Source organism: Maribacter chungangensis, from assembly GCF_042676845.1.
Taxonomy (GTDB): domain Bacteria; phylum Bacteroidota; class Bacteroidia; order Flavobacteriales; family Flavobacteriaceae; genus Maribacter; species Maribacter chungangensis.
Window position 1 is genome coordinate 535,418 of the sequence record NZ_JBHTHY010000003.1, and the last position, 18,427, is coordinate 553,844.

General features: G+C 41.0%; 12 protein-coding genes and 1 tRNA gene. 6 read left to right on the top strand and 7 right to left on the bottom strand.

The genetic code is table 11. From position 1 onward, the window contains the following. Positions 1 to 66 precede the first annotated feature (66 nt). The 6 genes from dnaE (at position 67) to ACFQZJ_RS02245 (ending at position 8,123) form a co-directional block, all read left to right on the top strand. The gene (gene dnaE, locus ACFQZJ_RS02220) at positions 67 to 4,452 is read left to right on the top strand and encodes a DNA polymerase III subunit alpha (protein ID WP_379933109.1); all 4,386 of its coding nucleotides are present in this window, start codon (positions 67 to 69) and stop codon (positions 4,450 to 4,452) included. Between the two features lie 352 nt (positions 4,453 to 4,804). Beyond that, positions 4,805 to 5,497 (top strand): DUF2490 domain-containing protein, encoded by a 693-nt coding sequence (locus tag ACFQZJ_RS02225; RefSeq protein WP_379931967.1) that lies wholly within the window; start codon positions 4,805 to 4,807, stop codon positions 5,495 to 5,497. A gap of 39 nt (positions 5,498 to 5,536) precedes the next feature. Continuing rightward, positions 5,537 to 6,331: a carbonic anhydrase family protein gene (locus ACFQZJ_RS02230; protein WP_379931968.1), complete on the top strand. Its 795-nt coding sequence runs from the start codon at positions 5,537 to 5,539 to the stop codon at positions 6,329 to 6,331. 242 nt (positions 6,332 to 6,573) lie between these two features. Continuing rightward, positions 6,574 to 6,891: a thioredoxin gene (gene trxA, locus ACFQZJ_RS02235; RefSeq protein WP_379931970.1), complete on the top strand. Its 318-nt coding sequence runs from the start codon at positions 6,574 to 6,576 to the stop codon at positions 6,889 to 6,891. A 154-nt stretch (positions 6,892 to 7,045) separates the two neighbouring features. After that, positions 7,046 to 7,975 (top strand): DUF58 domain-containing protein, encoded by a 930-nt coding sequence (locus ACFQZJ_RS02240; protein WP_379931972.1) that lies wholly within the window; start codon positions 7,046 to 7,048, stop codon positions 7,973 to 7,975. Positions 7,976 to 8,049: 74 nt separating this feature from the next. Continuing rightward, positions 8,050 to 8,123, top strand: a tRNA-Asp gene (locus tag ACFQZJ_RS02245). Between the two features lie 114 nt (positions 8,124 to 8,237). Here the strand turns inward: ACFQZJ_RS02245 and cap12 are convergent. From cap12 to ACFQZJ_RS02280, 7 genes are all read right to left on the bottom strand, one after another. Beyond that, positions 8,238 to 9,152 (bottom strand): CBASS system CD-NTase-associated NAD(+) hydrolase Cap12, encoded by a 915-nt coding sequence (gene cap12 / locus ACFQZJ_RS02250; RefSeq protein ID WP_379931974.1) that lies wholly within the window; start codon positions 9,150 to 9,152, stop codon positions 8,238 to 8,240. Beyond that, the gene (locus tag ACFQZJ_RS02255) at positions 9,149 to 10,225 is read right to left on the bottom strand and encodes a hypothetical protein (RefSeq protein WP_379931975.1); all 1,077 of its coding nucleotides are present in this window, start codon (positions 10,223 to 10,225) and stop codon (positions 9,149 to 9,151) included. The genes cap12 and ACFQZJ_RS02255 overlap by 4 nt, the downstream gene beginning before the upstream one ends. Before the next feature lie 5 nt (positions 10,226 to 10,230). Continuing rightward, positions 10,231 to 10,461 carry a DUF2188 domain-containing protein gene (locus ACFQZJ_RS02260; protein WP_379931977.1) on the bottom strand — a complete coding sequence of 77 codons (231 nt, stop codon included), beginning with the start codon at positions 10,459 to 10,461 and terminating at the stop codon, positions 10,231 to 10,233. 152 nt (positions 10,462 to 10,613) lie between these two features. Beyond that, positions 10,614 to 14,105, bottom strand: a complete 3,492-nt coding sequence (locus ACFQZJ_RS02265) for a DEAD/DEAH box helicase family protein (RefSeq protein WP_379931979.1) — start codon at positions 14,103 to 14,105, stop codon at positions 10,614 to 10,616. Between the two features lie 143 nt (positions 14,106 to 14,248). After that, positions 14,249 to 15,649, bottom strand: coding sequence for an RNA-binding domain-containing protein (locus tag ACFQZJ_RS02270; protein WP_379931981.1), 1,401 nt, complete (start codon positions 15,647 to 15,649; stop codon positions 14,249 to 14,251). A gap of 6 nt (positions 15,650 to 15,655) precedes the next feature. Continuing rightward, positions 15,656 to 16,804 (bottom strand): restriction endonuclease subunit S, encoded by a 1,149-nt coding sequence (locus ACFQZJ_RS02275; RefSeq protein ID WP_379931983.1) that lies wholly within the window; start codon positions 16,802 to 16,804, stop codon positions 15,656 to 15,658. A 2-nt stretch (positions 16,805 to 16,806) separates the two neighbouring features. Continuing rightward, positions 16,807 to 18,426 carry a type I restriction-modification system subunit M gene (locus ACFQZJ_RS02280; protein WP_379931985.1) on the bottom strand — a complete coding sequence of 540 codons (1,620 nt, stop codon included), beginning with the start codon at positions 18,424 to 18,426 and terminating at the stop codon, positions 16,807 to 16,809. Between the last annotated feature and the right edge of the window lies 1 nt (position 18,427).

Sequence of the window (18,427 nt, forward strand, 5' to 3'; positions counted from 1 at the left end):
AACCTCCCTTTTTTTATGAGTCCAACTCTTAATCCTAGGGCGCCCAAAACCGTTAGAACATACCCTATGTACCTAATCTTCGATACCGAAACCACCGGCCTTCCCAAACGCTGGAACGCACCTTACACCGATACCGACAACTGGCCGCGTTGTATACAGATCGCATGGCAGCTACATGGCGAGATGGGCCAGGTGATAGCACATGAGGATTACTTGGTGCGCCCGGACGGATTTAATATCCCTTATGATGCGGAACAGATTCACGGTATTTCTACGGAGTTGGCGGCGCAAGAAGGCATTGCCCTTACCGCGGTGTTGGAAAAGTTCAATGCCGCCATGGCAAAGACCAAATTTATTGTGGGTCAAAATGTAGGTTTTGACCTCAATATTATGGGTGCGGAATTCCACCGTTTAGGGGTCGCAAATCCCTTGCACGATTTACCTGTGCTGGATACCTGTACCGAGCATACCGCGCAATTGTGTCAAATTCCCGGGGGACGTGGCGGAAAGTTTAAATTGCCTACGCTAACGGAGCTCCATCAGCATTTATTCGGAAAACCGTTTGGAGAGGCGCACAATGCCACCGCAGATGTCGAGGCAACTACCCGTTGTTTTTTGGAGTTGGTGCGTTTACGACAGTACACCGCGGAACAGTTGGATGTACAGCCCGACTATTTTAAGCGGTTCTCGGAGGCGAATCCCAAGGAGATCCAGCTCATAGGCCTAAAGCACATCAACCTTAAAAAAGCCTCCAAAAAAATTGCCGATGCCCTTTGGGAGAAGGATACCGGCGGTGTTAGTCAGGCAGAAATAAAGGAAAACATAAAAACACTGGAAGATGCCACGTTTGTGCACCTTCATAACCATTCCCAGTTTTCGGTACTGCAATCTACCATGAACATAAAATCCTTGGTAAAGGTTGCGGCTGCGAATGACATGCCAGCGGTTGCGCTCACCGATCACGCCAATATGATGGGTGCCTTTCACTTTGTAAAAGAAATTGGCAGCTACAACAAAGCGGTAAAAGAAAAGAACAAAGAGGCGCTGGAAAATGGGGATGAAGCCGTTGGAAAAGAAATTACGCCCATCATTGGTTGCGAGTTTTTCGTCTGTGAGGACCATACCAATAAGAACATAAAGGATTACGGCTACCAAATCGTTCTCTTGGCTAAGAACAAAAAGGGCTACCACAACCTGGCCAAAATGTCCTCTATTGCCTATACGGACGGATTTTACTATGTACCAAGAATCGACAAAAAAGTGATTCAACAGTACAAAGAGGATATCATTGTGCTTACCGGAAATTTGTATGGCGAGGTGCCCGGAAAAGTATTGAACGTTGGTGAAAACCAGGCCGAAGAAGCCTTATTGTGGTGGAAGGCCCAATTTGGGGACGATTTATATATAGAAATGATGCGCCACGGTCAGGAGGATGAGGACCGCGTAAATCAGGTCTTACTTGAGTTTTCAAAAAAACACGATGTTAAACTCGTGGCCACGAACAACACCTATTATTCCGCCAAGGAGGATGCCGATGCACATGATATCCTACTCTGTGTAAAAGACGGAGAAAAACAGGCTACGCCTATAGGACGCGGACGTGGCTACCGTTATGGCCTACCCAACCAAGAGTACTATTTTAAGTCTCAGGATGAGATGAAGGAACTCTTTAAGGATGTTCCGGAAGCTATATTGAACGTTCAAGAAATCGTTGATAAGATCGAACCTTATGAACTGGCACGTGATGTACTCTTACCCGTTTTCGATATTCCCGAGGAATTTAAAGATCCGGAGGATGCGGTGGATGGCGGTAACCGAGGAGAGAATGCCTATTTGCGTCATATCACCTACGAAGGGGCCAAAAAACGCTATCCGGAAATTACGGACGATATTAGGGAACGAATCGACTTTGAGCTGGATACGATAAAAAACTCTGGCTATCCCGGGTATTTTTTGATTACGGAAGATTTTATACGCGAGGCGAGAAATATGGATGTTTCCGTGGGTCCCGGTAGGGGCTCGGCAGCCGGTTCCGTTGTTGCCTACTGTTTGACCATTACCAACATTGACCCGCTAAAGTACGATCTGCTTTTTGAGCGGTTCCTGAATCCGGATAGGGTGTCCATGCCCGACATCGATATCGATTTTGATGATGAGGGCCGTGGCCGTGTGATGGACTACGTGATCAATAAATACGGAGCCAACCAAGTGGCGCAAATTATTACCTACGGTACCATGGCGGCAAAATCCTCCATTCGAGATACCGCTAGGGTTTTGGACTTGCCATTAGGGGATGCCGACAGGATTGCCAAACTCATTCCTACCATGTCCAAATTGGGCAAGATCTTTGGTCAGTCCGATGCCGATTTAAAAAAGAAATTTCGTGCCGAGGACCTGGAAAAAATACACGAGCTATTAAACATACATGAAGGGGACGACCTAGAAGGGCAAACGCTTAAAATGGCCCGGACCTTGGAAGGTTCGGTACGTAATACGGGTATCCATGCCTGTGGGGTCATCATTACACCCAGCGATATTACCAATTTTGTGCCCGTAGCCACGGCAAAGGATTCCGATTTGTACGTAACACAGTTCGATAACTCCGTTGTGGAAAGTGCCGGTCTGCTAAAGATGGATTTCCTGGGGCTAAAGACATTGACCTTGATCAAGGACACGGTTAAAATCGTAAAGGCCAAGCACAACATAGACTTGGTGCCGGACGATTTTCCGCTGGACGATGAAAAAACATACGAGCTGTTCCAAAAAGGGGAAACCGTAGGCGTGTTCCAGTACGAATCCCCAGGCATGCAAAAACACATGAAGGACCTAAAACCTACCGTGTTCGATGACCTTATTGCCATGAATGCCCTCTACCGACCCGGACCTATGGAGTACATCCCCAGCTTTATTGCCCGTAAGCACGGGAGGGAGGAAATTGCCTATGACCTTCCGGATATGGAAGAATACCTAAAGGAAACTTATGGTATTACCGTGTACCAAGAGCAGGTGATGCTCTTATCGCAAAAATTGGCAGGCTTCTCCAAAGGTGATGCGGATGTTCTGCGTAAGGCGATGGGTAAAAAGATATTTGCCGTACTGCAAAAAATGAAGCCCCGATTTCTGGAAGGTGGCGCCGCGAACGGACACCCTACGGAAGTGTTGGAAAAAATATGGAAAGATTGGGAAGCCTTTGCAGCGTATGCCTTTAACAAAAGTCACTCTACCTGTTATGCCTATATTGCCTATCAAACCGCATATTTAAAAGCCCACTACCCTGCCGAGTATATGGCGGCTGTACTGAGCAATAATATGAACGACATAAAGCAGGTAACTTTCTTTATGGAAGAATGTAAGCGGATGGGCTTGGATGTACTGGGCCCGGATGTAAACGAATCCTATTACAAATTTGCCGTAAACCAAGAAGGGGCGGTGCGTTTTGGTATGGGCGCGGTAAAGGGTGTTGGTCGTGCCGCGGTAGAGACTATAGTGGAACATCGAAAAAAGGACGGACCCTACCATTCCGTATTTGATTTGGCAAAACGCATCGATCTACGTTCGGCCAATAAAAAAGCCTTTGAGAATCTGGCGGTTGCAGGTGGTTTCGATTCTTTTGGAACCACGCATAGAGCACAATATTTCCATACCGAAGGTGACAACATTACCTTTTTGGAAAAGGTAATCAAGTCTGCCGCTAAATACCAAGAGAACAAAAATTCTTCACAGATGGATATGTTCGGCGGCATCAGCGAGGCGCAAATCCCCGAACCTGTGGTGCCGCCTTGCGAAGAATGGGGTACTATGGAAAAACTAAAAAGGGAAAAGGAAGTCGTTGGTATTTATATTTCCGGACATCCATTGGACGATTTCAAAACTGAAATAACGGCCTTTTGTAACGCTGGCATCTCCCATTTGAACGATATGGAGAGTTATGTTAACCGAGAACTTACGGTGGCCGGGGTAATTACAGATGTACAACACCGTATTTCCAAAAACGGGAAGGGCTGGGCCGCATTTACCATGGAAGATTATACAGATTCTTTTGAGTTTAGGATTTTTGGGGAAGAGTATCTGAAATTCAGACATTTCTTGATGGTCAATTCCTTTGTGTATGCAAAAATATTTATCCGGGAGGGATGGGTGAACCGCGATACGGGCAAAAAAGGAGATCCAAGAATGCAGTTCAATGGTTTTTTATTACTTCAGGAAGTGATGGAAACCTATGCCAAAAAACTGACCATAAAGCTAAACATTGATAATTTGCAAGAAGAAGGTATTCACGAGTTAAAAGATACCTTAACAATGCATAAGGGAGATCATGCTATCAATTTTGTGGTGTACGAGATGCAGGAAGAAATCAAAGTCAACCTATCCAGTAGAAAACAAAAAGCACAGATCAGCAGCGAATTATTACAAGAGCTGGAAAAGCAGCAGGTACATTTTAAGTTGAACTAACCGGTTGTGTTTTTTGAAAAGTGTTAGACCTAATTTGGGATTGATTTATTCGAAAAGTCTTTACAATGAGGAAAATAGTAGGGTTCTCTAGACTTTTACTTCTTGGCAAAACGCTTGTAGGGCATCACTCGAACCGATATGATTACCATATTCATCAAAAAGAATTATGACTTTTTTAAATTAAAATCCATTTAACAGATTAGTTTAAGAGGCACTTCCATACGCAACTTTGATACTTCTTATGCTTAGACGTAACTTAAAATCAATAGTATTACTGCTATAAGTTAAAAGTATCACAATCTTTTATCACAGCAATACCAATTTATATAATTTCGTTTAAAATTAAAACAGTATGATCAAACGGTTTTTTATCCTTTTAATTTTTGTGCAATTGAGCACTAATTCATCCGCACAGGTAGACGAATCCCAAACAGGAGCATGGTACATGTATTTTTACAACCTGCAGTTCAAGAATAGCCAATGGGGAATTCAGGGAGACTTTCAATATCGCGACTGGGCAGGTCTTGGCGACATGGAACAATTATTACTGCGTAGTGGATTAACATTTCGCCCTAAGGAGGCAAACGTTCTTTTTACGCTCGGTTATGCCAACATCACCTCAGGTGTTCCTGGAGAAATCAGTGATACATCCGGTGAGAACAGAATATACCAAGAAGCATTGATTCCCCAGAAACTGGGAAGTCGTTACTTTTTAACCCATCGGTTTAGATACGAACAACGATTTGTAGAAGATCAGGATTTTAGAACACGCTATCGATATATGCTCTTTTTTAACGTGCCCTTCAATAAAACAGCATTGGAAAAAGATGCTATTTATCTTGCTCTGTACAATGAACTGTTCATAAACGGACAAACCGACCTAGGTAATGGAAGAACAACGGAACTTTTTGATCGCAACAGGACCTATTTGGGTCTTGGTTACGTCTTGTCGCCCAAAGTGCGCGTGCAACTTGGTTGGATGAACCAAAAAACGGTGAATTGGGGCAAAGGACAGCTTCAGTTTAGTTTGCATCACAGTTTATGAACAAGTAAAAAGTAAAAACAATATCTTAAAACAGAAGTTATGAAAAATAGAAAATTTGCAGCAGTAGTGGCCATGATAGCTTTGTTTGGGATATCGTGTAAAGACGCCAAAACAACAGGTGTATCCAGTGAAATGGTTAAGGAAATTGCCAAGGAAGTGGCCAAAGAGGTCGCCATGACGGAAGCGCCCATTAAAAGTATTATGACCGCTGAGGAACAGGAAAACATGTCTCCGGATGAAATCATAGGTCGGATGAAAAAGGGGAACGAAAATTTTGCAGCGAACAATCTAACAAGAAGGGATCACTCGGAGCAGCGCAGGATTGCCATGATAGGCCAATACCCGTCTGCCTTGGTACTTTCCTGTGTGGACAGTAGGGTTCCCGTCGAAGACGTATTTGACTTAGGCATAGGTGATGTATTTGTAGCGAGGGTTGCGGGCAATATTGAGAACGCTGATATTATCGGGTCTATGGAATTTGCCAGTGCGGTAGCTGGATCCAAAGTGATCATAGTAATGGGTCATTCCTCTTGCGGTGCGGTACACCATGCGGTAGATGCCACGGATGCCGGTTCTATGGGTATGGCATCGCTTCAAAATTTGTTGGATGAAATAAGGCCGGCGGTAATTGCGGAAAACGGGGAGGAAGTGAGTTCTAAAAATAAGGCGTTCGTGGACAAGGTCATTATGACGAATGTTAAGAAAACGGTAGAGGACATTAGGGCGAAGTCCCCAACCATGAAAGGCTTGGAAGATGCCGGAAAATTAAAGATAGTTGGTGCGGTCTACGACATGGAATCCGGAAAAGTAAACTTTATAAACGGAGCGAAATAATGCTTTGGAACAACGCTTTAAAAGTAGTGTAATGATCAAAGACCGTAAACTGTACATACGGTCTTTTTTAGTTTGGATAACGTCCTAAATTTAATCTTGTGCATATATACGAACATAAAGAAGCCTAGCCTTTGTAGGCTATAGGCTTAACCAATACGCTCATAACCAAAACATATACAACCACCGTAAGGAACAACTAAAATATTTGACTAACTTTGTATAATCAATAAAAGTAAATTAAAATGGCATTAGAGATAACAGACGCTACTTTTGACGAGGTAGTTTTAAAGAGTGACAAGCCCGTAGTAGTAGATTTCTGGGCAGCTTGGTGTGGTCCCTGCAGAATGGTAGGCCCGATCATAGATGAAGTAAGCACGGAATACGAAGGAAAAGCTGTAGTTGGCAAGGTCGATGTAGATGCCAATCAAGAATTCGCGGCTAAATATGGTGTGCGTAATATCCCAACCGTTCTTGTCTTCAAAGGAGGGGAAATCGTTAGTAGGCAAGTAGGGGTTTCTCCAAAGAAAACCTATACGGACGCTATCGACGCTTTGTTGTAAAAGCACCTTAGCCCAAAGGGCTATATGAACGCACTGTTAGATACAAAAAATCCTATCCGTCCAGATAGGATTTTTTTTGTTAATGTAACAAGCAACATCAAATTGATGGTAAACGACTTGTTCGAACCACCGATATAATAGCTATCTTAGAACTATGAACCTGCAGTCCGAATTAAACAAAGCTTCCCTGTTCCAAAATCTGGAACTCCTGGCCAAGCAAATTGTAGAGGGATTTATTAGCGGTATTCATAAAAGTCCCTTTCATGGATTTTCATCGGAGTTTGCCGAACATAAAATTTACAACAACGGTGAAAGCACCAAACACATAGATTGGAAACTGTATGCAAAAACCGATAAGCTCTACACCAAGCGGTATGAGGAGGAAACCAATCTAAGGTGCCATGTGATCTTGGACAATTCCGCCTCCATGTACTACCCTAAAGTAAAAGAACTAGACTTGGAAAATCTAAACAAAATAGGTTTTGGGGTACTGGCAATCGCCGCCCTAATGAACGTATTAAAAAAACAACGGGATGCTGTAGGGTTAAGCATCTACTCCGATACGTATAACTTTTACGCGCCGGAAAAAGGGAGTGAACGGCATTTTCAGATGTTATTGGCCAAACTAAACGAAGTGAGCCTTGAAACACAACCAGCTAAAGAAACGGCCACATATACTTACTTGCATCAGATTGCGGAAAAAATAAAAAGGCGCAGTCTGATTTTTCTCTTCACGGATATGTTCCAAACCCAGAAAACGGACGAAGAACTTTTTGATGCCCTACGCCATTTAAAATATAACAAACACGAGGTGGTAGTTTTTCATCTGCTGGACAAGGAACACGAAGTTAACTTTAACTTTGACAACACGCCAAAACGATTCATAGACGTAGAGACCGGGGAGCAATTGGATTTATATGCCGACAATATAAAAGAGGGTTACACCAAAGGTCTGAACGACTATATATCGGCTATAAAACTCAAATGCGCCCAGTATAGAATCAACTATTTGGATGTTGATATCAAAGGTGATTTTTCCACAATCTTAAATACATTTTTAACGGAGCGAAATAAATTTCTCTAGGTATCCGAATATTTTAAAAGAAAATGTTTGTGCAATTGAATAAACACCATATATTTGCACACGCTAAACGCCACGGTCTGGTAGTTCAGTTGGTTAGAATACCTGCCTGTCACGCAGGGGGTCGCGGGTTCGAGTCCCGTCCAGACCGCAAGTAAATAAAGGGCTTTCGAGAAATCGGGAGCTTTTTTATTTTCCGGTTGCACGCAGATTGCACGCGGTTTTTATCACTTTTTAAAAGCTTTGAAATACCTCTAAAAGGCCGTTATATCCGTTCAATAGTTACAAAATCATCGTATTCATTTTTTTCTATAGTTTTCTTCAAGGTTATAATGAATTTATTTAATTCCCTATCCAAAATCAATCTATAATCATCAGTTTGATTTTTGTAGTCGTTAGGGAGTAAATTTGAAATCGCATGATCAATACCGGTTAGTGTGGTTGGAAAATCCAATAAAACAAGCTGCCCATTCTCAATTTTGACATCCACATGTACATTTCTAACCCGTCCCGTGGCACCGAATGAAATTTTTTCGACTCCAATCTTATTTTGAATTTTTTGGAATGCCATGTTCAAATCATTCGGAAGAGTTTTCGGTATCATTATTTTGAACCTACAATCGTGATACAGTATATTTTTGAAATCGAATCCTTTATTGGTAATGAAGTGTTCACAAACGTACTTGATAAAGTTCTCATAATATGCATAGGCCAACGTGCTTGAAGGAAAAAAATTCATATCTATTTCACTGGAATTTTGAAACATCTGTCTGACCTCCTCAACCTTATCCGCAAGGTTGTTTTTATTGAACATTGCCAGCTTGACACCTCCCAAATCACTAGGAATCTTTACTGTATCGTCTACAAGAAAAGCACACTTGTCCAATCCTAAGCGTCCGGTGAAAAGGCCCAATTCGAACAGAACATTGTCACGGGCCTGAAGCATTTCCTTGCCCCTATAATCTACCTTGTCATCAGGGGAACCGATTAAAATCCCGTAATCAAACTTTAGAGTTGCGGTCAACAAATTTGATAAGAAATTGCGATTTAGTTTAAAAATCGATTTATTCCATAATGCCTCATCCCAAATAATAACCTCAAAATCTTGCTTTAAAATCGCCTTTACAATCTTGGCAGTAACCAATTCTTCACTTGAACTTCCAATAAATATTCTTTTCATGATAAAAACCTTTTAACCAAGTTATCTTTAAATAAATCTTCTCTTATTATACCCAGTTCATCGAGTAATAGCTTTAATTGCGCAATCTTTTCTGGTTTATACCCGAAGATATGTTCGGATTTGTCAATAGATTGAATGCTATCCCTATAGACCGAGTCCAAGGCAATTTTCGATAATTCCTCAAACAGTACGTGAACCAGCTCATCATACGACTTATCAAAATATTTGATTTTGTCTATGTTATAGCAGACGGAAGAGATGTCAAAACTAGAGAAGTCAATTTCAATATTCGAATCTGCTTTCAAGGTTTTCAAAAAGCGAATCATTTTCTTCAATCGACCGTTAACTTGCGAATCTTTAGTTTTAAGCAGATGTATTTTCAAGAACGGAAAATCTGCCTTTAAACGCTGATTTTTTGCCTTATTATAGATTTGAATGCCTTTTTCGTAGTCATTGGCACTTACAACAGCCTCCACGGACTTATACCAAGATGCCGTAACTACATCTACCATTCTTTTTGGGTTGGTTAGATTTACTTCAATGGATTTGGCCTTTATTATATTGACCTCTTTATAGACCTTCGCTAGAACCTCTTCAGCATTTAATCTAATCTTTTTTAAATCCTCATTTGCATTTCCCAAATAGGGTGCTCCATTTATTACTTCGTTTAATCGAATCTTCTGGTCGTAGCTTAAATTTGACTTTTGGCTTTTTGCGATAAAATTTGATTTATTATCGTGCGCGTAAAAGCCACCGCTAATTTGCACTAAATCTATATCGCTGTACCCTTTGATGTGCGTATTTGACGGTACGGAACCTTGATATTCATAGTCTAAGTTTGGATACACATTTTTCAACTGAACCTTTACTTTGTCCCCGGCCGCGAACGTGTTGCTAGTATAAACAGCTTCTACTCCCTGCATAGCCCGCTTTATATAGACAAGAACCTTTTTATCATATAGGCCCCTAAGCTCTGCACTAAAGGACTTTTCCAATAGAACTGATTCATCGATTGCGCCAGGATTGGATCTTTGCTTTACTCTTTGAATGAGCTGTTCGTAGTTTTTTTTCATAACAATTATCCTTTTGATTTTTTAGGGTCTTTTGATCTAGGATAAGTTCTTTCTTCTTGAAACCCTCCCTTGTTTTTGTGTATTTTTAATGACCCACCCCCTTGTTCGGTAATGAAATCCCGTGCTTCTTTAATAGCTTCGGTCTTGTTTGCGTCAATGACTTTAGATGCTCGTTGAGCATTCTCTTTTTTGAGTTTATAAACCCCGTCTTCCTGAACCAAATGAAAATTTTTCATCTTTAGTAGTATTTCATTTATGCCATCTTTTTAAGGTGCTGGCAATTAGACCTTTATTGAACTGATGCAAAGATGACGCGGATGTATGCAACCTATCTGCACACATAAGAATTAGAAGTAAAATCAGGTAGTTTTTTGTAGGGTAATAAGAATTAAACGGACTGGCTACCGTTCAAGTTTTCGATAATTTCGAAGATGGTATCTGCTTGGGTCTCGTCGAATACGCCGTCGATACCCATGGAATGATAGTTTCTGAAAGGGGAGTCGTAAAGTTTAGTCGGGTCTATTTTTCCATTCTTGGTTAAGAACAGTTTGATGGTATCTAAAAATTGAATTTGTACCGAATTGAGTTGATACAGATTGATGAAATTGGCGAAAGCTTCGTCAACCCGATCAGCCGAAAGACCCATAAGCGAGATAACAAACTGAACAAGGTTAAACCGCTCGCCTATTTCCTTTTCAATCGCATCTTTTTGGATTCCGTCAGTAAATAGGATAGTTTCCAAAGACTGCAATTCTTTTTCGGTTATCGTCTCGCCCTTGCGTATTCTTGATATGGTCAAGTTGTTTTTGTTTGCCCGGATCAGCTCTTTTAGTCGGTGCAGATTATTGGTAAACGGTGTGCTTAAGGTTATTTGTGGTTCATTGACATAATCGTTGGTGGTAACCTGACTTTCGTCTAGGCTGTCCTCAAAATCGGTAGTTACATACTTCTGATCGGAAGGGTCAATGTACTTTACGAGGTTGCGGATACCTTTTCGTATTTCTTCCAGATGAGCGATTCCATCTTTTTTCCAAAAAACTTCTTCCAAAGGTTTTGTTATAAGGCCTTCTTTTTCTTTTACCTCTGGAATAGTCGTTTTCTTTAGGAGTTTTTTGGAAATGACGGCTACTTTGGAAATGGGTACGGTAAAAGAGGAAACAAATTCGGCTCTATTGGGGGTTTCCAAACCTTTTATCATCAGCGTGTACAATAGTTTATCGTAAAATCGAGCCAGATCAACATCGCCTTTTGCTGGCCTGACCAATGGGGCCAATGCTTCTCCGATAATCTTAATATCCTTTTTCGAGAGATGGTTCCAAAGTTTACGATTTTCGCTACCGTACTCCAAAACAGTCTGCATTCGCATTTTTACGTCAAACCTATCCTTGTTGAGGTTGGAAATTTCCGAATGCAACGTATTCAATAGTTCTGTTCTAAATTGTTGTAAATCCGCTTCTTCGATAAACGCATCGGTTTTTAGGTATTCTGCCAATCGTAGCTTTAAACCAAAAACGATTTCGGTCAAACTTTTTTGGGAGCTGGTTTCTATGCCTTCCGGATTTTCCTTAAAAAACTCAAAGTTGCCGCAGAGGTCGAATATCAGGAATCGCTCTTTGTCCTTTCCTACACCGAATAGATCAGGCCGCAGCCGCGAACCTCTACCGATCATCTGCCAGAACTTGGCAAACGACTTTACAGGTTTATAGAATACAAGGTTTACGCAGCTAGGTGCATCGATTCCAGTATCCATCATATCCACAGAAATGGCTATCTGGGGCAGACGGTCTTTTTCTTCATCACAGAAACGCTGAATAAATTCTTCGGCTTTGGGTTCACCATGTGTAATAACCTTTACATAGTCGTTGCCGAAACGTTCCTTATCCAATTCCATGAAAATATCTTTTAAGAACTTCGCGTGCTTTTTATTTCGAGCAAAAAAGATGGTTTTTCCGAGTTCTTCTCCACCACGTTTTTTAATGCCGTTTTTTAGGATAAACTGTAACGTTTTTATCGTGGTATCTCTATTGAATAGCCATTGGTACAATTCATTGGATGATATCCATTCATTGCCCGTTGCCTTTTCCCCATCTAATATTTCTTCTTCGAATTCTTCTTTTTCTTCGTCGGAAAGCTCATCGTAGCGAATGCCTTCCCTCAAAAATTTGGTCGGTGCGGAAACGGTTCTATAGGGGACTAAATGTTTATTGGCAACTGCTTCTTGAAAAGTATAGGCATCGGTAGGAGACTTGTCCGCCAAACCAAATATGGAGTATGTATTTTTATCGATACTGTTTTTGGGCGTTGCGGTAAGTCCTAAGAACAAGCCGTCAAAATATTCGAATATCGCTTGGTACTTTTTATAGATGGAACGATGTGCTTCGTCTACAATGATCAAATCAAAATGCCCGACCCCATAAAAACGTTTGTCATCATCTTTTGAGCTATCGATCAGCCCCATCATGGTCTGATAGGTAGAAAAGGCAAAACGAGCATCTGGATTATCTTTTTCCTTCAATAGATTTACGCTGGAATGCTCAGGCAGAAATTTCACAAAATTGCTCTTTGCTTGTCGAACCAAACTTTTTCGGTCTGCCAAAAAGAGTACACGCTTTACCCAATTGGCTTCCAACATCATTTTTGAGAGGGCGATGGATGTTCTTGTCTTTCCCGTACCTGTTGCCAAAACCAATAAGGCTCCACGGTTTGTTCCGATAAGGTTTCCCGTTGCTTTATCGGTGCCTGCAAAGTGTTCGGCAATGCTTTTTATGGATCGTAATTGATACGTTCTACCTGCAATCAATACATCTACTTCCGCCGTTCTAATATCTGTGCGATGGTTACGGCGGTACATTAGGGTCTGAAGTTCCTGTTTGGTATAAAAACCATGTACGGGTCGTGACCTTTTATAAAATTGGTCGTCCCAGAGATAGGTTTCGAATCCATTGCTATAATACATTACAGGCCTTCGACCGTACATTTTCTCTAAACTATCGGCATATAGTTGGGCTTGGTTTTCGCCCTTGCTGACACCTTCTAAGGTTTTTTTTGCTTCTACCAAGGCCAATGGGAGGCCATCATCGTCCCACAACACATAGTCTACATATCCGGTTTCGGAAGTGTTTGTAGATTTTGGCATGTACTGCACCTTAAATTCTTTATCCTTGATTCCTGCTAAATCCCAACCCGCTTCCCTCAAAAGTACGTCTATGAAGTATTTGCGCGTTTCATATTCGTTTCGCGGATGGTGTATTTCATCCTGTGTATTGGCAACAACCTTGTTCGCTTCGATTTGCTGCTGTAAAGCTTCCAGTTGTTTTCTGAAAAGTTCGTTCTTTTCTTCCAACAGCCTATTTTTCTCCGCCGATTCTTCCAATTGCTTTCGAAAAGCGTTTTTTTCGGTATCCAGTTTTTCCTGAAGTTGTGCCAACTGTTTTTTGGAAAGAGCATCCTGTCCTTCTTTAGGAATCAATTCCCAATCAAAAAGACCTATGGCTGACGGAACTTCTGTGGCATACGATTTTGCAAACCACTTGGCAAAATAGAAAAGGTACTCTATAACGGTATGCGAATCTACATCGGAAACCCTTTTGTTGTGCAAGGCCAGATTGCCCGCTTTTCGGATAAGGTGGATTTCATTGTACAGCTTGTGGTTGAACTGTTCTTTAAAAGTTTGGTCTGTGATTAGGCTGTTGAGCGAGGTGTCGAAAGGCAAGTTCAGCTCTTCGTCGTTTGCGTACATCCAATTTATAGCAAGTTCTAAAGCCATTCGCGAATAGGCTAAAGAAGCACGCGGGTCTGTAATAACCAATTGCTCTGCCTTGGTAGCCCTCTCAAAGAAAGTGCTCCATTCAGCAGACAAAAATTGGAAATTTGTACTCATTTGTTTGTTGTTCGTATTTTTTAAAACTTACTTTACTCCGAACTTTACTCCGAACTTTACTCCGAACTTTACTCCGAACTTTACTCCGAACTTTTAAAATAACCTAAGTCTTACTTTATTTCATCCAAAGTAAAACTGCTGTTCTATTCATTAGTCTCATTTACCTTCCAGTAGCCCGTTTTATCAGATCCTACTCTTTCCAGCATACCCTGTTTCTGTAATTTTGCTATTTGCTTTTCTACAGCTCTATCAGATATCCCAATGATTTCAGATAATTCTTTGGCGGTTCTCTCTTTATCTTCTTTTAAAAGGATTATAATTTTATCTGACGTTTTCCCCGACACTTTCTCCGACGTTTCCTCGCTTATTTTTTCGCTAAGCGGAATTATACTCTCGAAAACATCACCTTCGGTAAAAGTAGGTTTCGCTCCCGGGGTATATAATTCTGTGTATTTATAGGTGTTACGTACACCTGAACCCAGTTCATCTACCCACCCGATTTCTTTGAAAAGTTTCGCAATAATCGGGTTTTTCGGATAGGGCGAAAAATTGGCCGGGTCTATATTGCCCTGACCATGGGGTTTGTTCCAATTTTCTGCACGTACTTGATCAGCTTCGATGATAAATTTTGCCGGAAAGGCATTGGTGTATTCTCGATGTACCAACATGTTGGCGATGACCTCCCGAAAAAGATTGTCCCTTACATTGATGCGCTGTGTATTTATCAAATGAAATTTCTTCGACAGGTGCTTTGCCGTAAATGCCATTAGCCGGTCATAACTATCAAAAAGATTGGTGCGTATATCGTCGCGATCGTCATAGCGGTCGATATTTTCCTTACGGGCAATAGCGTCCGTTTTGTAGTGCGGTACTACACTTTGTATGGTCTCATCTTTTCCAAAGAGTAGAACGGCTGCGAGCGTATAGCCTGATTGCCCTGTTTTCATGTCTTTTTTATACAGTCCTGCGGAACGCAACAGTTCTTCATTAGTCATCGCGAGCCAAGGATGCTTGGACTCTATATTTCTGACCAGATTTCGCACCTTTTCAAAGAGCGAATCTTTAAAATCGGATAGTTCAACGAATGGATAAACCTGATTCTCGGAATAGGTATTCTGCTTGCGCAAATATAGTTGCGACACTTGGTCTGGCTGATTGGTAATATTAAAATCGCCGTCTTGATTGCGATCGTAGATACGCCCATTGGTGGCATGTACCTGTGAACTTTCGGGTACATAGACTACAATGATTTTTTTGTTATTCATGGTTATGACCTCTGGGGAAACATAATAAGGAGGATTCAGTTTTTGAGGATTATTGGCATTCGTAACAATAACGTCAATAATGCCTTGTACTTTATCTTCTTGTACCCCATTGATAGTACCATCATTCTGAACCCCTAATATCAGATGCCCGCCGCTACGGTTTAAAAAACCACAAATAGAATCAAAGGCATCTTTATTGAGCGCAATACTAGCCGTCTTGAACTCAACAGTCACGCCTTCGCCTTGGTCTAGTATGGTTTGTAGTCTTTCTGCGGTCATCTGTTGCTAATTTACCAATTCCCCCTTAAACGCTTTCTGCAAAAGACAATTGAACAAATCTTCACTTTCTTTTAGTTCTTGTTTTACCAAATCTTTTTGTTTTTCGATTAAGAAGATTTTTTCTGCGAATTGGTTTTGGAGTTCTATTGGCGGAGTAATAAATGGAAATTTTTTGAATGCACTCATAGGTGGAAAATTAGGAATACCCGCACCCCTATTTGCGCCAAAATATTTATTTCTGAAGTTCTTTTGGGTAAAATGAAAAGTAAAAAAGTCTTTGCGCATTATTGTTTCGTCAATAGTAACTTTAAGTAATGCTTGATTGATAATTCCTTTTTTAGCATTCTCTGGAATAATAGCTAACTTTCCTAAGTAAACACCAGAGCAGCTTATAATTATGTCACCAGATTTGACTTCAAATCCCTTCAGTCTCTCGAAATCTCGTTCATTGATGAAATATCTTGCAAAAGTAAAATCATTGTTCAAGGCGTGGTATTGCTCGTAGACCAAATATCCTTCATCAACAAAGATTTCTTTTTTTAAAGCACCGCCAAAAGGCCCTCTTTTTATTGAACCCTTCGATTTAACTACTAGTTCCTCTATTGTTAGTGTGTTCCATTTTTTAGGGTTGGTTACAACACTACCAAACATCTCCAAAAAAATAGACTGTGCCAGCAGATCATATTCGGTTAAAAGCTGTTGGGTCTTGTCACGTAGGGCGGCGGCATCGTCCAAGATTTGGGCAATGCGTTTTTGAGTTTTTAGGGGTGGTAGGGGGATTTCAACTTTCGAAAATTTAGAAATCCAATATCGCTTATGTAAGGCAGTGTCAATCCTTACCCTCCCCATTCTATAGTAAAGAAAACGCAAATCAGCTTTGTCTTCATTGGCCTTTAAGATTTTCATTGCGGAAGACTTCACTTTAAAAGGAAAGTTCACATAATGAAAAGCCGTCGTAAAATCATCAAAAATAATTGCCGGTACATCTCGGAATATTCCGGTTGTTTCGTTTGTATGACCTAAAAGAAAAGATTTTCCGGCAGTGAGTACCGGAGTTTTGAAACTATCATCATAATCTGTAGTTTCCACAATATATTTCGTTGGTTGTTCATAATCCAATACCTGATTCAACCTTATTTTGTTCCATTTTCTCATATTTATTGAATCAAGCTTTTTAGAAGTATATCTCGTTCTCGGTTCAGTTTTTTTATTCGATTTATTATAATCTCAGGTGCATCATACTCCACTTCCTTATATACTATCTCTTTGTAGCGGTTGATAGACAGGTCCCAATCATTACCCTTTATTTCTTTAAACGGCACTAAAAAAGATTGCGAGGTACGGTCTTTATAATTGTGGGTACAAGTATTTTCTAAAAATTGGTTAAGCCCCAAATTTTCTGGTAAATCGTGCACATGCAACAATTCTCCATCTTTAGCGTGCATTTTATTAAAATAGGGGCTTTTCAGATACCGGTAATGATCCAACAACTGCGGCAGATTGAATTTTTTATGCGCTTCTGCTGCACTAAGTGCCTTTGAACCGTCGCCAAAAGCAAAGTCGTCGAACAAGGCTTCGTCTACCAATAGATTTCGTTTATCGTCCAATGATTTGCCATCTTGCAACATATCATAGAACCATACATAATCTGTACCGCCTGAACCTGTTTTGGTAAAAATAATAATGGCCGTACTAACCCCTGCATACGGTTTAAACACACCGCTGGGCATCGAGATTACGACCTCTAATTTATGGTTCGCCACGATTTCTTCACGAATACTTTTATGCGCCTTGCCACTACCAAAGAGTACACCATCAGGTACGATGACGGCCGCACGGCCACCCGTTTTCAATTGGCGTAGCATCAGGGCTAAAAACAACAGCTCGGTTTTGGTGGTATTGGTTACGTTTTTGAGTCCGGGTGCTATGCTTTCTTTGTCAATTGTACCCTTAAAAGGTGGGTTTGCGAGTACTAAGGTATAGGCATCACTAATTGTATTGTCTTTAGAGACGGCATCCACATCGATAATATTCGGTTCTTCTACACCATGCAGATAAAGGTTCATAGAGGCAATACGCAACATGGTAGCATCGAACTCCGTACCGTTGAACATTTTCTTATTGATAAAATCGACATGTTTGTCTAATTCGGTTACGCTATGATGCGTATCAATATATTCCTTGGCGGCAACCAAAAAGCCTGCGGTGCCTGCGGAAGGATCACTAATTATATCTTCCAAAGTAGGCTGCATTAGCTCTACCATTAATTTGATGATATGACGAGGTGTACGAAACTGGCCGGCAGTTCCACCGCCTTCAAGCTTGGAAAGCAGATACTCGTAAATATCGCCTTTGGTATCTTGATTTTCCATGGGCAGCCTTTCGAGTTTCTCGATGACTTGATCAAGAACGGCAGGTTTTGAAATACCGAAAGTAGCCCCTTTCATATAAGTGCTGAAAAGGCTTTTATCTTTTCCCAACGAACGAATAAAGGGGAATACCCCATCTACTGTATTGCTAAAAATAGCGTGACGTGGATTAACATCCATCTGGCGAAGGTTTTTCCAACGAAAATCTTGTTGGTCTTCGCTAAAAATAGGGGTGTTCTTAAATCCACGTTTGGCCTTTAGCTCATTACGCGTCTCGGTCTCATCGAGGTTTTTAATAAAGATGAGGTATGTCAGTTGCTCTACGATGGTAATGGTGTTCGTAATACCGCCTGTCCAAAAGGTATTCCAGATTTGGTCTATTTGTGATTTTAGGTCTCCTGTGATCATT